The following is a 14,400-nucleotide window of genomic DNA, read 5'->3' as shown; positions in this document are numbered from 1 at the left end:
GGCGAATCCCGGCCATGCGTCCGCCTACGGCGGCGTACCGATGAAGAACCGCCGCGCACTGCCTCCCATCCGGACTTTAACCGTCGGTCCAGGAATCTCACCTGGTCAACCGGCCGCTGGCTGCGGACGGGTCGCGGACTATAACCGCCGGTTCGGAATTGCACCGACCCCGGAGTGCGCTGCTACTGGTACGGAACCAGTCTGCCACGGACGCTCCTCGGCCATGCGAGTGAGGGCTGTGGGCTGGGTCACAGGACACCTGGCGCAAACCCGCCCAGAGGAAACCCGACAAGTGGGCGACAACGTAGTCATTCAGAAAGTTGAGCGCTAAAGGTCCAGACCTATTGACGCACTGGTCTAGTCCTCTTAATCTCTGCGTCACCTCCGAGGTTCGGTCCCACGGTGTGCGCACACCGGGACCCCGACACGACCCACCCCCTTAGCCAGTTGTGTTCTGCCGACCTCCCCAGGAGGAACGTCCACATGCTGTCCCCCACCCGAGCGAGAGCCACGCTCCTCGCCGCCGGCGCCGCTGTCGCCGGCCTGCTGATGACCTCCCTCGCCGCCACTCCGTCGGCCGCCGCCACCGACCACGAGTCCTGTCGACCCGACGGGCTGTACAAGACGCCCGGCGTCGACACCCCGTACTGCACCGTCTACGACGGTGAAGGACGCGAGAAGATGGGCGCCGACCACAAGCGCCGCGTCATCGGCTACTTCACCAACTGGCGTACCGGCAAGGACGGCAAGGACGCCTACCTGGTCCCCAACATCCCCTGGGACAAGGTCACGCACCTCAACTACGCCTTCGCACACGTCGACAGCTCCAACAAGCTCTCGGTCGGCCCCGACAGCGCCGACAACGCCTCCACCGGGATGACCTGGCCCGGCGTGGCGGGCGCGGAGATGGACCCGACGCTCCCGTACAAGGGTCACTTCAACCTGCTGACCAAGTACAAGAAGCTGCACCCCGACGTGAAGACCCTGGTCTCCGTGGGCGGCTGGGCCGAGACCGGCGGCTACTTCGGCCCGGACGGCAAGCGCGTCAACTCCGGCGGCTTCTACTCGATGGCCACCAACGCCGACGGCTCGGTCAACCAGACCGGCATCAACACCTTCGCCGACTCGGCCGTCGCCTTCATCAAGAAGTACGGCTTCAACGGCGTCGACATCGACTACGAGTACGCGACGTCCATGAAGGACGCGGGCAACCCCATGGACCACACGCTGGCCAACGGCCGCCGCGCTGGCCTGGTGAAGGGCTACGACGCCCTGATGAAGACCCTGCGCGAGAAGCTCGACCGCGCGGGCGCCGCCGACGGCAAGCACTACCTGCTGACCGTCGCCGCCCCGTCCTCCGGCTACCTGCTGCGGGGCATGGAGACGTACCAGATGCAGAAGTACCTGGACTACGTCAACATCATGTCCTACGACCTGCACGGCGCCTGGAACGAGTACGTCGGCCCGAACGCCCAGCTGTTCGACGACGGCAAGGACAACGAGCTGGCGCAGGCCGGTGTGTACACCACCTCGCAGTACGGCGGGGTCGGCTACCTCAACACCGACTGGGCCTACCACTACTTCCGCGGCTCGATGCCGGCCGGCCGCATCAACATCGGCCTGCCGTACTACACCCGCGGCTTCAAGAACGTCCAGGGCGGCACCGACGGCCTCTGGGGCAAGGCGGCCACCACCACCTGCCCGGCGGGCGCGGGTCTGACCAAGTGCGGTGACGGCGCCGTCGGCATCGACAACCTGTGGCACGACAAGGACGACAACGGCAAGGAATCGCCGGCCGGTTCCAACCCGATGTGGCACGCGAAGAACCTGGAGAAGGGCATCGCCGGCGACTACCTCGCCAGCTACGGCTTCCCCGCGAACACCCAGCTGACCGGCACCTACGTCCGTAAGTACGACTCCACGCTGGTCGCCCCGTGGCTGTGGAACGCCCAGAAGAAGGTCTTCCTCTCGACGGAGGACGAGCAGTCGGTGAAGCGCAAGGCCGACTACGTGGTCGACAAGGGCATCGGCGGCACGATGATCTGGGAGCTGGCGGGCGACTACCAGTGGAACGCCGCCAAGGGCCAGTACGAGACCGGCAACACGCTGACCACCGCGATGTACGACGCCTTCAAGTCGGCGGCCCCGTACGGCGCGAAGCGCTCCACGGTCACCCTGCCCACCGAGGCCGTCGACATCGACGTCTCCTTCAACCAGTTCGCGCTCGGTGACTCCAACTACCCGATCAGCCCCAAGCTGAAGATCACCAACCGCACCCAGGCCACGCTGCCCGGCGGCACGGAGTTCCAGTTCGACTACTCCACCTCCGCCCCGGCCAACGCCAAGGACCAGTCCGGCTTCGGTACGTCGATCATCCGCAGCGACCACACGGCCGCCAACAACATCGGCGGGCTCAAGGGCCCCTACAACCGGGTCTCCCTGAAGCTCCCGGCCTGGCAGACGGTGGCCCCCGGCGCCTCGGTGGAGCTGGACTTCGTCTACTACCTCCCGACCTCCACCCCGTCCAACTGGACCGTGACCTTCGGCGGGAAGTCCTACTCCCTCGCCGGTGACCTGGCCCGCGGCACCAAGCTGGTCGAGCCCGGCACCGGCACGAACCCGACGCCGACGCCGACCCCGACGCCGACCGGCCCCACGCCGACTCCGACCCCGACCCCGACGCAGCCGGGCGGCCCCTGCACGGCCCCGGCGTGGAACGCGGCCACCGAGTACGGCGGCGGCTCCCTCGTCAGCCAGGACGGCCGCACGTGGAAGGCCTCGTGGTGGACGAAGGGCGAGAAGCCCGGCACCACCGGCGAGTGGGGCGTCTGGAAGGACCAGGGCGCCTGCTAGCTCCGGTACGGGGGTGAGCTCATCGCCCCTGCTCGTACGGGGGTGAGCTCACCGCCCCGGTGACCTCCCCGCACCCCACGTGAAGCCCCGGCGTCCACCGCCGGGGCTTCACACGTTCCCCCCGCGACCGGATCCCGCCTCTGGCAGGCTGGCCCCATGACGACGATTCTGGTCACCGGCGCCACCGGAACGCTCGGCCGCCAGGTCGCCGAACGGCTGCGCACCGAAGGGGCCGACGTCCGTGGTCTGAGCCGCCGCTCCCCCTCGTACGCCGTCGATCTGCGGGACGGCAAGGGGCTCGACGCGGCGGTCGACGGGGTGGACACGATCGTGCACTGCGCCAGCTCCCCGCGCGGCGGCGACGACCGGGCGGCGGGCTTCCTCATCGAGGCCGCGCGGCGGGCCGGGGTCCCCCATCTGGTCTACATCTCGATCGTGGGCGTGGACCGGGTGCCGCTCGGCTACTACACGGCCAAGCGCCGGGTCGAGCGGATGATCGAGGACTCCGGGGTGGGCGCGACCATCCAGCGGACCACGCAGTTCCACGACCTGGTCCTGTCCGTCGTCTCCGGCGCGGCCAAGCTCCCCGTGCTGCCGGTGCCGGCCGGGGTGTCGGTCCAGCCCGTCGACAGCGGCGAGGTCGCCGACCGCCTGGCGGCCCTCGCGCTCGGCGCTCCGGCGGGCCGGGTGCCGGACCTGGGCGGGCCCGAGGTCCGGGAGTTCAGCGCCCTCGCCGGGGCCTACCTCCGGGCGACGGGGCGCAGGCGGCGGGTGGTGCCGGTGCGGCTGGCGGGGAAGGCGTACGCGGGGTTCCGGAGCGGCGGCCATCTGAGCCCGGAGCACGCGGTGGGGACGGTGACGTTCGAGGAGTTCCTGGCCCGGCGCCACCGGCGGGCGGGCTGACCACCTACAGCTCCGGCTGTACGAGGGGCCCTCAGCCGCCGCGCGCGAACAGCGCGTCCTGCGCCGCGTCCCGGGCCGTGAGCAGCGCCCCGCGCAGCACCGCCCCGTCCCCCAGCGAACCGGCCCGGACCTCGGTGCGCAGCGGTGACATCAGGGCGAGCCGCTCCTCGACCCGGGCGGCGAGCGCGGGCCCGCCGGCCTCGCCGACGGCGCCCGCAAGCAGGACGCAGCCGGGGTCCAGGACCGAGACGACGGCGGCGGCCCCGAGGGCGAGGCGGTCGGCCAGTTCGTCCAGGAACGGCTCCCCGCGCTCGCCCGCCTCCAGTGCGGCGCGTACGGCGGTCACGGCGGCGGCCTCCGTCGCCCCTTCGCCCGCGATGCCGTGCCGGGCGGCGAGTTCGCAGACGGCCGCCGAACCGGCCAGCGAGAAGAAGCCGCCTTCGCAGTCGACGGCGGAGGGCAGTCCGGCCACTCCGGGCACCGGCAGGAAGCCGATCTCCCCCGCGCCGCCGGAGGCGCCCTGCCGCAGCTTGCCGTCCAGCATGACGGCGGCTCCGATGCCCTGGCCCAGCCAGATCAGGACGAAGGTCTCACGGTCGAGGGCGGCCCCGGCGCGGTGTTCCGCGACGGCGGCGAGGTTGGTCTCGTTCTCGACGAGCACGGTCGCCGGCAGCCGCTGCTGGAGCACCCGGACCAGGCCCCGGTGCCAGGCGGGCAGTCCGGAGCTGTCGCGCAGTTCGCCGGTGGCCGGGTCGATCAGGCCGGGGGCCCCGATGCCGACGCTGTGCAGCGGCACGGACCCGGCCTCGCGGGCCGTGCGCTCCAGGAGGGCGACGGCCTGGTCGACGGCAGGGCCGGTCCCGATGCCGTCGGCGATGGGCAGGGTGGCCTCCGCGAGGGTGGCCCCGAGCAGGTCGGCGACGACCACGGAGACGCTGCCGGTGCGCACGTCGAGGGCGGCGAGGTGGGCCCGGTCGGCGACGATCCCGTACAGCTTGGCGTTGGGGCCCCGACGGACGGCGCCGGACTCGCCGACGACGTGGATCAGCCCGGCGCCCTGGAGCCGTTCGACCAGGTCGGCGACGGTGGGACGGGAGAGGCCGGTCAGGGTCTTGAGCTGGGCGGCCGTCAACGGGCCGTCCTGCTGGAGCAGTTGCAGGGCGAGCCGGTCGTTGATGGCCCGAGCCGTGCTCGGTGATGCGGGCATACCGGGATCCTTCCAGACCACTGGGGAGCCTCTTTCCCGGGTCGGTGTCAGGAGCGCCACGAAAGAACTATTTATCAGGCAGGGTTCCTGATAGTTTACGCGACGCAGTGAGGAGCGGGAGCGCCGGGAAGGGCCCGCACACCGTCGATCCTCAGGGGAGGGCACGACCGCATGACGCACGAACCGACCGCCACGGTCCCCACCGTCTACAGCATGGAGCAGGTGAAACGGGCCAGGGTCGCCGTCGCCGCCGTCTTCGCGGTGCACGGGGCGGTGACCGGCAGCTTCGCGACCCGGGTGCCCTGGATCCAGGACCACGCCGGGGTGAGCGCGGGCCAGCTCGGCCTCGCGCTGGCCTTCCCGGCGATCGGCGCCTCGATCGCGATGCCGCTGGCGGGCCGGATCAGCCACCGCTTCGGCGCGCGGACCGCCCTGCGGGGGCTGCTCGCCCTGTGGACGCTGGCGCTGATCCTGCCCGCGCTGGCGCCGAACCTGCTGACGCTGTGCGCCGTCCTGTTCGTCTACGGGGCCACGGCCGGGATGTCCGACGTGGCGATGAACGCGCTGGGCGTGGAGGTGGAGAACCGTCTCGACAAGTCGATCATGTCGGGGCTGCACGGGATGTGGAGCGTGGGCGCGCTGATCGGTTCGGCGGCCGGCACGGTCGCCGCGCATGTCGGCGCCGACGCCCGGCTCCACCACACGCTCGCCGCGCTGGTGCTGACGGCGCTGGGGCTGCTCGCCTGCCGGGGGGTGCTGGACCTGCGCAGCGAGCCGGACGAGGAGCCGCCGCCGCGCTTCACCCTGCCGCCGAAGTCGGCGCTGATCATCGGGGCCGTCGGGTTCTGCGCGGTGTTCGCGGAGGGCGCCAGCCTGGACTGGTCGGCGGTCTACCTGCGGGACATCCTGGGCAGCTCGGACGGGGTCGCGGCCGCCTCCACCACGGCCTTCGCCCTGACGATGGCGGTGGCGCGGCTCGCCGGGGACCGGATCGTGGACCGGTTCGGCGCGGTGCGGACCGTACGGGTGGGCGGGGCGCTGGCCACCCTGGGCGGGCTGCTCGTGGTGCTCTCGCCCTCCCCCGTGGCCGCGATGGGCGGCTTCGGGCTGCTGGGGCTGGGCGTGGCGGTCGTGGTGCCGCTGGCCTTCGCCGCTGCCGGGCGCAGCGGGCCGAACCCGAGCCAGGCCATCGCGGGCGTCGCCACCATCACGTACACCTCCAGCCTGATCGCCCCCTCGGCGATCGGTGCGCTGGCGGAGACGACCTCGCTGGTGGTGTCCTTCGGCGTGGTGACCGCGCTGGCGTTCGGCCTGGTGGTGGGGGCCGGGGTGCTGCGGGCGGGCGACCGGAAGGTGACCGGGTCCGGGCCCGGGGTCGGCTCCACGCTGGGCGGTGCGGCGGCGAAGAGCCCGGCCGGGAGCTGAGGCCGCCCCGGCGGCGAGAAGCGGCGCCGCACCACTACCATGGCGCTGATCTTTTCCGCAGGTGAACACCGAAGTCCGGGGCGCGCGACGTCGCGGACCGGCCGGCACACCGAGCAGACCTTTCAGGGAGCAACCATGAGCCTCGGCGTGCGCTGGACCTTGCACGGCGACGGGAAGACCCCCGCGCCCGGGGCGGTGGTCCGCCCCGACGAGCGGCTCTCCTGGCCCCGTACGTTCGGACTCGGCGCCCAGCATGTGGTGGCGATGTTCGGGGCGTCGTTCGTCGCGCCGGTCCTGATGGGGCTCGACCCGAACCTCGCGATCATGATGTCCGGCGTCGCGACCGCGATCTTCCTGCTGGCCACCAAGGGCCGGGTGCCGAGCTACCTCGGCTGCTCGCTCTCCTTCGTCGGCGTCGCGGCGACCATCCGGGCGAGCGGCGGTGACAGCGCGACCGTCACGGGTGCGGTGCTGGTGGTCGCCGCCGTCCTGTTCCTGGTGGGCCTCGCGGTGCAGCGGTTCGGCGCGCGGATCATCCACGCGGCGATGCCGCCGGTGGTGACCGGCGCGGTGGTGATGCTGATCGGTTTCAACCTGGCGCCGGTGACCGCGTCCACATACTGGCCGCAGGACCAGTGGACGGCGCTGGCGGTGATGCTCGCCACCGGGCTCGCCGTGGTGTGCCTGCGCGGCTTCCTCTCCCGGATCGCGATCTTCCTCGGGCTGGTCTTCGGCTATGTGCTCTCCTGGGTGCTGGACCTGGTCTTCGGCAAGATCCACTCCCCTGCGGGCGGCGCGGAGGCGGTCGACCACTGGCGTCTCGACCTCTCCGCGGTCGGCAAGGCCGACTGGATCGGCCTGCCGTCCTTCCACGCCCCGGCCTTCGAGTGGTCCGCGATCCTGGTGGCCCTGCCCGTGGTGATCGCGCTGGTCGCGGAGAACGCGGGCCATGTGAAGGCCGTCGGCGAGATGACCGGCGACTCGCTGGACGACAAGCTCGGCACCGCCATCGCGGCGGACGGCGCGGCCTCCATGCTCTCCACCGCCGTGGGCGGCCCGCCCAACACCACGTACTCCGAGAACATCGGCGTGATGGCCGCGACCCGCGTCTACTCCACGGCGGCGTACTGGGCGGCCGCCTGCTTCGCGCTGCTCTTCGGCCTCTGCCCCAAGTTCGGCGCGGTCGTCGCGGCGATCCCGGGCGGGGTGCTCGGCGGAATCACCGTGATCCTGTACGGGATGATCGGCCTGCTCGGCGCCCAGATCTGGCTCAACGGCCGGGTGGACCTGCGCAATCCGCTCAACCTGGTCCCGGCCGCCGCGGGCATCATCATCGGCGTCGGCGGGGTCAGCCTGAAGATCACCGACAACTTCGAGCTGGGCGGCATCGCGCTCGGCACCCTCGTCGTGATCACCGGCTACCACGTGCTGCGCGCCTTCGCCCCGGCCCACCTGAAGACCGAGGAACCGCTGCTGGACGCCGGGACGTCGACGTACGACGAGGGATCCGGCGACCCGAACGGCGGGCCCGGGAAGTCCTGAACCTCCGCGCGGGCTCGTTACCAGGACCCTTCGAAGATCTCCTCGAAGATGATGTTCCACTCCGAGACCGGGTCCTGGAACGGCGTGCTGTCGAACTGCTCGATCTCCGCATGCGCCTGCCGCGCGAGCGCTTCCTCGTCGTCGGCGGAGTCCCGCTCCACGTGGTAGGTCTGCAGCACACAAAGACTGTGGACGAGGGATTCGACATCGCGGTGGATGAGCAGATGCCGTGAAGTACCTTCCGGGAAAGCGTAGACGTGCTGGCTATCGGGGTCGAGGGCCAGGACGGAGTCGTTGAAGTACCCCAGCACCAGCCACTTCTGGGCCTCGGCCGGGCAAGCCCGCCCCGTGGATACGAGGAACTCACCCAGGTAAACGGAGTCCTGACCAGGGTTCTTCACGTCCATGCGTGACAGGAAGAGGTCGTCGTGCGGAAGGCCCACCTCGTGCAGGATCCGCATCGAGCGCGACAGTCCGTCCGGCTCCTGCTGCACCTCTCGGGGAAAAAGAACGATCCCCTGGAGGCCGAACAGGCGGATAATCTCATGTGAACTGACAGAGTAGCTCATGGGTTGACCTTATCGTATTCAATGTCAGCGACCGTGCGCCTTCTTCAGTTCATCCACGTAAGCTTGATGCAGCGCGTTTCCCTCTTCTCTCTTCCCGTTGAGCTGATCGTAGGGAACCGCATCCGTCACCTTGATGTGTTCACCAAAATGCTTGGCGAGCCATGCGTCACAACGACTGTTGCGTTTTTGGCAAGGCGCCCGTTCCGTGAATACTTCGTGAAGTCCTTCTTGCTTCCCCTTGCGTATGAGGGAGTACCCGATAACGCGTTCGGAGTGCATCCCTCGATCACTTCGGCCGATGAGTATGAGCTCCTTTCCCTTGTCGGAGGGGTCGATGTATCGGCCTGCGGCGTAGTTGTGCTTCGTTTCGTAGTCGTCGTTGGCATAGCGAGCGAGTTGCGTAGCCTGCCCCAAGGGGTCTTCGTAGGGGTCGACACGAGTTGATCTGACCACCTTGCCTTCGCCGTCCTGGACACCGACGTCCCTCTTTTCCGCTCTGCTCTCCGGCCGCCACGCCTTTCCGTCGGACTCGAGCAGGCCATGGATTCCTGACGTGTCGCTCTTGTCGACAGGTTTCAACGTTCCGTCCGGAAGCAGCTGCTGTACCGTCCCGTCCTTGGCGAGGAGGTACATCGGTACGTCTTTCCCGTCACCGTCCTTCTTGCCGGGACCGCAGCCCTCCATGTCCTTCTTGACGTCTTTTTCGGTTTCGTCGTTGCTCTTCTTTGTCTTGTCGATTCCCTCTACATTCTTCTCGATCTCCTTCTGCATGGAGTGCGCGGTGGCCTCGACTTTGTCCTCGGCCTTGTCGATGGCCGCCCCGAACTTGGCGAATCGGTCGTCCTTCTTCGCCACGAGACTACGTTTGGCCCTTTTGTCTCCGAAGTTCTTCTTCTTGTCCTGGAGCTTTCCCTTCTCTCGGCCGAGCTGGTCGATGGCGTCGGCGAACTCGGCGAACTCGATCCAGAGGTCCTGGCCGACGGAATCAAGTCCTTCCGGCAGGAGGGTTCCGGTCTTGTCGCGGCCTCCTGAAGAGGTGGTGTCATCGAACAGCCCTTCCAGCTTCGCCAGGACCTCGCCCTCGATCTTCTCGACAGCGAGGTCGATGAGCTGGGAGACGAGGAGCTCAAGGGCTTCCCGGATCGCAAGCTTCAGGGCAAGGGCTGCGCCGGCTCCCAGAAGCGCCGAGAGTCCTCCCGTGAAGAAGGCACCTACGAGACCTCCCGCGACGGCTGCGGCAGCGGCGCTCAGATCGGCGATGACGGCGACCTTGCAGGTGGTGACGTATCCGGCACCGGTATCCATAGCGTCGGCCAGCAGATCTACGGCGTCAGCGAGGTGCTTCATGTCCTGGCCGGAGACCTTGCCCCAGCGCTGCCTGAAGGCGTCCACCGCCTTACCTTTGCTGCGCCCGGCCAAAACGTTACTGCATGCCTTGTTGGCATCGCGAATGGTGTCGCGCAGCTCTTCCGCGAACTCGCGGTACTCCTTGGCCGTGCCCGTGAGTTCGTCCTCGTCGATGTCAGGCCAGTCCACGCCGACCATCTCGATGATGTCGCGCAGATCTTCAGGCAGCTTGATGCCCACCCCGCCACTCCCCCGTGTCAGCTCAAGACCACTCATGGTCAGAGATCCACTCTAAGTGCTGCCGAGAGAAGGTGAGTTGATGTTATCGGCTGTTGTGAATGCGTGAGGGGCGCGGAACGAGCGTGGTGATGCAGTCGTCCATACCGATCATGGTGCGGAGCTCGCCTGCGCCGGTACGAAGACAGCACACCGCGCGGACAGGCGGTCCCGGGCGGAAGGACAGGTCGGTTCCGCTGTCGAGGTCGAGGAGCTGGACCAAGCCGTCACCTTGAGCCACCGCCAGCGCGGCGGAACGTCCTTCGCTGCTGCTGGCGCTGAGATCGACGACGGGGCTGGGCCCGTGGAGGAGCGGTTCGGGCATCGGGGCCACGCCCGGGCTCCACACTCGGATCCTGCCGTCAACTCCGCCGGAGTACACGACCGTGGGGCCTGTCCCTTCGAGGGAGATCCCGGTCACGGCCGTGACGGGCCCGTCGTGCAGCATGCTGGAAGTCACGTCCACGGTGTTCTCCTTCAGCAGGAGAACGTGGACACGGCCGCCGCTGTCGCCGAAAACCGCACCGTCCGGAAGGGACGCGGCGGTGGTGAGCGTAGCTCCTGCCATCCGCTGGGGGAAGGCCAGTACGGCTCGCCGTAGTCGGGTCGATGGGTCGGCGTCAGGTTCCAGCAGGGCCCGCAGACCTGGTCTGCGCGGAGCTTCGCCGACAAGGTTGACGCCACCGAAGTCATCGACCGCGACGACCGTCCCGTCGGGGAGGCAGAAGATCGCTGCGGCCGGACCGTTATGAGGGGACGTCAGGCGGCCCACAGCTCTGCCGTTTGTGGGATCGAGAAGTCGAACGTCTCCGAGATGACCGGCGCACAGCACATGCCGCGCGTGCAGAGCCGTTCCGGCACAGAGCGCTGTTGCCGGACCCGGCCAGTGCCCGCTCACGCCTTCGCGGGTGGACGTGTGTGCGACATGCCATGGCTCAGACTGCGCCAGGCCGTTCAGGGCATGACGGGTATCAGTACCCGTGTCGCTGTCGAGTGCGGCAATCAGCGTCAGTGCGCGCGCTGACGCTGTGTCGGAGACGCAGAGAGACTGTCCTGCGCGTAGCCACGCGCGGCCGAGGTCGCTCTCCCGCTCCGCGGCGCCGGCATGGTGATCCAGCCAAGCCGTGACGGCGTGGGGATCTGCTCGCACCATGGTCTCCGCGGCCAGGACGAAGGAGTCAAGGCTGGGCGAGGTTTCGGTCACCTGCTCCGACCGTACGACCGGACCGGGCAGCGGGTAGCACTGTTCCGCATCGGCGGCGGGGTCGGTTGCCAGGGCCCAGCGGCTGAAGGTCTCCGGCGTGGTCCAGCGTGGGTCCATGAGGTCCATGACCGCTGAGTTCCGGGTCTGTTCGAAGAGGTGCTCGGTGCAGGGCGCTCCGGTGCGGGACTCGATGATCAGCCTCACATGGCCGAGTTGCAGCAGGGGCCGGACCAATTGTTCGAGGACTGCTTCGGGTGCGCGGGAAAGGTGCAGGTCACACAGGACAAGAACCGTATGCCGTCCATCTCTCGCGATGGCTGCGGTGAGTTCGGCGGGCGCCCGCGCCGCCAGTCTCAGGTGGTCCGCCAGGAGCCACGCGGCACCGCGAAGGCCGGTACCCCCAAGCGGGGCCACGGCGTGGACACGGCGCTTCGTGGTGTCCGCGGAGGTGGTGCCGTACTCGACCAGCCAAGCCAGCAGGTGGGATTTTCCCGCGCCCGCAGGCCCGGTGAGGACACAGAGTTGAGGCGAGCGTTCATCCGTGAGCCATCCGAGCAGCGCGGACGCTGCGGGCTCGCGGCCCGCGCCCGGCTTGCGCAGACGAAGGCCAGATATGTCCGGCACTGCACTCCCCCGGTCCGCTACTCCTGTGGGCCAGCCTGCTGCGCAGCGTACAAGATCGCCTGCTTCAGCCCTTCCTCGCGTGATTCCGACGTCACGCCATAGTCAAAGCTGTGCGTGAACCGGGCTGTGGGAAAGAGCTCTTGCATCCACTGGGCACAGTAGTGGCCTGGCATGAGGCACGGTTCAAGTTCGCAATACACCCGGGTGACATCTTCCGGCCGCACGCCTGAGGCCGACAGACGCTGCCAGATGCGCTCCTCGGGATGGAGTCGGCCGGGGCCGGCGCTGTCGGTCACGATCTCCTTGCGGCCGTCGGGCAACGTGAACTCGAAGGAAGCCGAGAAGGGAAAGTTCAGGGTGTGCCGGACGTCGTCGAGAACGCGCGGCCACCAGCTCTCGCGTTCGGCGAAAGCCATCGGGTCGAGGTCCTTGAGCCCCACCATGAGGTTACGCAAGGGAGGAAGCGCGTCTTCGAGGCCGTCCGCGGAAGCCAGCCTCGGCAGGCCGCGGTCGAGCAGGACCAGGGCCTCGTTGAACAGATCGAGGCTGGAACTGACATACATGTCCGGAACCGTCTCGGCCAGGAAGACGGCCTGGACAGCACCATCGGGCCTCACACACAACTCGGCTCCGCCGTCCGTGCCCAACCGCAGCCAACGGCTGAGCGCACCGGGCGGGGAGGGTCGCTCCCCTTGGACGGCGAATGCCCCGAGTTGCGCGGCATCGCTCGCGGCCGCCGCCCGGAAATAGGGCGCGACAGCGACCGGAACTCCCTGATCTTTGAGCGCGCGGACGGCTGCGTCAGGCATCGGGGCACCCTGAAGCGACATGAGGTGAAAGCGGCGCAGGCCGTCGGCGCCGAAGTGTGCAGTGATCCGGTCGGTCATGGCTACGTGCTGCTCCTGGGCGTATCGACGGTGGATGCGTCCGGCCTTGTCGGAACGGTGGGCCGACGAAAGTCAAGCATGCGCGATGGTTGCGTCGACAGTCGGCCGGCCGATCGCTGAACAGCTCAGCCCGTGGCCAGCCCGTGGGCGGAGGGGGTCGCCGAGGGCCGCCAGTACCTGGCGGGCGTAGGTCCGCTCGTCAGCGGTGGGGGCGGAAGTTGGCCACGTTGATGAAGATGCCGTGGCCGCTGGTGGCCGCCCCCGCAGCTCTGAGCGCGGCCGCCTGCTTCGCCGGCGGGTGCCTGCCGGAGTGCCCACCGTCGAAGTGGACCCGGGCCTTCGGGTTGGCGGCACGCAGGGTGGATCCGGCGCGGGCGAGTGCGGCGAAGCGGCGCTCCGCCCTGCGAGGCCCCGCCGCAGTCCCGGTCGGGTATCGCGTACGGGACGAGCACCGGGGGTCCGTCCGGCGGCGGCCGCGCCCCGGGCGACGGCGCGGACCTCCCCGGCGACCTCCCCCGGGTTGCACTGCGCGAACCCGACCGCCGCCGGCTGCGCCGCGAGGCGGTCACCGTGGGACGGCGCTCGTACGGAAGACGCTGGCGTAGGGCGGGACGGTGGGTGAGAGCGGCTGGAGGACCGGCGGAGGCGTTGGCTCCGGGACGCCCGTGGTCCGCCGCCGGTCGTCCTGCCCGGCCTCGATCAGACCGGCCGCTGCGCCGATCGCCACGACGGCCGAGGCGACGGCCAGCAGAGCGTGGCGGCGGGCGGCACGCCGGCGCGCCCGGTGGGTGGTGCGGCGTGGCGCGCGTCTGCCCGGCACTCCTGGAACCCCTTCTTCCGGCACCGCCGTTCGTCCGTTCCGATGAACCTTCGGCCGGTCGGTGCCACGCGGGACGCGCGGCTGCCACGCTCCGCACATGGCGCAGACCGAACAGTTCGCGGAACCAGCAGTGCTCGCCCGCCCCCACCGATGGCCGCCCGGCGACGGGGTCGGGGTCTTCCACGACGTACGGCAGGCGATGGGGTGGAAGGCCGCACCCGCCGGCACTCTCGAAGCGCGTCTCGCCGAGCGCTACCTCTCGGCCCTCGACGCGGCCGATGCGGGCAGGCCGGTGCCGGAGTGCAGGCGGCCGCTCTTCCGGTACCGCCACCACCCCGGCGTACGCCCGGTGCAGTTCGCCCTGGCCGGGCTGCATGGGCACATCGCGCACGACCTGGTCCTGGCCGTGGTGGACACCTGCCGTACGCGCGACTGCGAACCGGCCGCGCTGGAAGGGGAGTTCGAGCGGGTGGGTGATCTCCTCGCGTTGCTGGAGGAGCGGATCCACGACGAGCTGATGCCGGGGCCCGATCTGCTCCGGATCGCGGATCCGCTGACCCACCTGGTGAGTACGTGGAGCCTGGAGCGGGCCCGTGAGGCCGCCTGGATGGCGGCCCGGGTGCTCCGGCAGTTGCGTGGATTCCCTGCGGCGGCCGAGGAGTTCGCAAAGCAGAACGACGCGGGCGCCGGGCTCGTGGTGCGCTTCCTGCTCACCCCGTGCCGCTGACGCCCGCGCCGGTCTT

At 69.5% G+C, this 14,400-nt stretch carries 11 protein-coding genes and 1 riboswitch; of the genes, 5 read left to right on the top strand and 6 right to left on the bottom strand.

Going from position 1 to position 14,400, the window contains the following annotated elements:
* Positions 1-51: 51 nt before the first annotated feature.
* Positions 52-182: riboswitch (FMN riboswitch) on the bottom strand.
* A gap of 301 nt (positions 183-483) precedes the next feature.
* Positions 484-2,853 carry a chitinase C-terminal domain-containing protein gene (locus R2B67_RS31435; RefSeq protein WP_317822689.1) on the top strand — a complete coding sequence of 790 codons (2,370 nt, stop codon included), beginning with the start codon at positions 484-486 and terminating at the stop codon, positions 2,851-2,853.
* Between the two features lie 156 nt (positions 2,854-3,009).
* The gene (locus R2B67_RS31430; protein ID WP_317822688.1) at positions 3,010-3,756 is read left to right on the top strand and encodes an SDR family oxidoreductase; all 747 of its coding nucleotides are present in this window, start codon (positions 3,010-3,012) and stop codon (positions 3,754-3,756) included.
* Between the two features lie 31 nt (positions 3,757-3,787).
* Here the strand turns inward: R2B67_RS31430 and R2B67_RS31425 are convergent, their stop codons facing one another.
* Positions 3,788-4,963 (bottom strand): ROK family transcriptional regulator, encoded by a 1,176-nt coding sequence (locus R2B67_RS31425; RefSeq protein ID WP_317822686.1) that lies wholly within the window; start codon positions 4,961-4,963, stop codon positions 3,788-3,790.
* 171 nt (positions 4,964-5,134) lie between these two features.
* Between R2B67_RS31425 and R2B67_RS31420 the strand changes: the two genes are divergently transcribed.
* Complete coding sequence (locus tag R2B67_RS31420; protein ID WP_317822683.1) at positions 5,135-6,388, top strand: MFS transporter; 1,254 nt, start codon at positions 5,135-5,137, stop codon at positions 6,386-6,388.
* Between the two features lie 135 nt (positions 6,389-6,523).
* A complete protein-coding gene (locus R2B67_RS31415; RefSeq protein ID WP_317822681.1) occupies positions 6,524-7,930 on the top strand; it encodes a uracil-xanthine permease family protein in 1,407 nt (468 codons plus the stop codon).
* A 17-nt stretch (positions 7,931-7,947) separates the two neighbouring features.
* Here R2B67_RS31415 and R2B67_RS31410 read toward each other — a convergent pair whose 3' ends face one another.
* From R2B67_RS31410 to R2B67_RS31390, 5 genes are all read right to left on the bottom strand, one after another.
* Complete coding sequence (locus R2B67_RS31410) at positions 7,948-8,499, bottom strand: SUKH-4 family immunity protein (RefSeq protein WP_018512485.1); 552 nt, start codon at positions 8,497-8,499, stop codon at positions 7,948-7,950.
* A gap of 24 nt (positions 8,500-8,523) precedes the next feature.
* Positions 8,524-10,086: a WXG100-like domain-containing protein gene (locus R2B67_RS31405; RefSeq protein WP_317822678.1), complete on the bottom strand. Its 1,563-nt coding sequence runs from the start codon at positions 10,084-10,086 to the stop codon at positions 8,524-8,526.
* Between the two features lie 82 nt (positions 10,087-10,168).
* Positions 10,169-11,950, bottom strand: coding sequence for a hypothetical protein (locus R2B67_RS31400; protein ID WP_317822677.1), 1,782 nt, complete (start codon positions 11,948-11,950; stop codon positions 10,169-10,171).
* Between the two features lie 17 nt (positions 11,951-11,967).
* On the bottom strand, positions 11,968-12,837 hold the full coding sequence (locus R2B67_RS31395; RefSeq protein ID WP_317822675.1) for a nucleic acid/nucleotide deaminase domain-containing protein: 870 nt from the start codon (positions 12,835-12,837) through the stop codon (positions 11,968-11,970).
* A gap of 565 nt (positions 12,838-13,402) precedes the next feature.
* Positions 13,403-13,657, bottom strand: a complete 255-nt coding sequence (locus R2B67_RS31390; RefSeq protein ID WP_317822673.1) for a hypothetical protein — start codon at positions 13,655-13,657, stop codon at positions 13,403-13,405.
* A 97-nt stretch (positions 13,658-13,754) separates the two neighbouring features.
* Between R2B67_RS31390 and R2B67_RS31385 the strand changes: the two genes are divergently transcribed.
* On the top strand, positions 13,755-14,384 hold the full coding sequence (locus R2B67_RS31385; protein WP_317822671.1) for a DUF5995 family protein: 630 nt from the start codon (positions 13,755-13,757) through the stop codon (positions 14,382-14,384).
* Positions 14,385-14,400: the final 16 nt, after the last annotated feature.

The organism is Streptomyces cyaneofuscatus, from assembly GCF_033109485.1.
Taxonomy (GTDB): Bacteria; Actinomycetota; Actinomycetes; order Streptomycetales; family Streptomycetaceae; genus Streptomyces; species Streptomyces cyaneofuscatus.
This window is presented reverse-complemented; position numbering and strand designations above follow the sequence as displayed.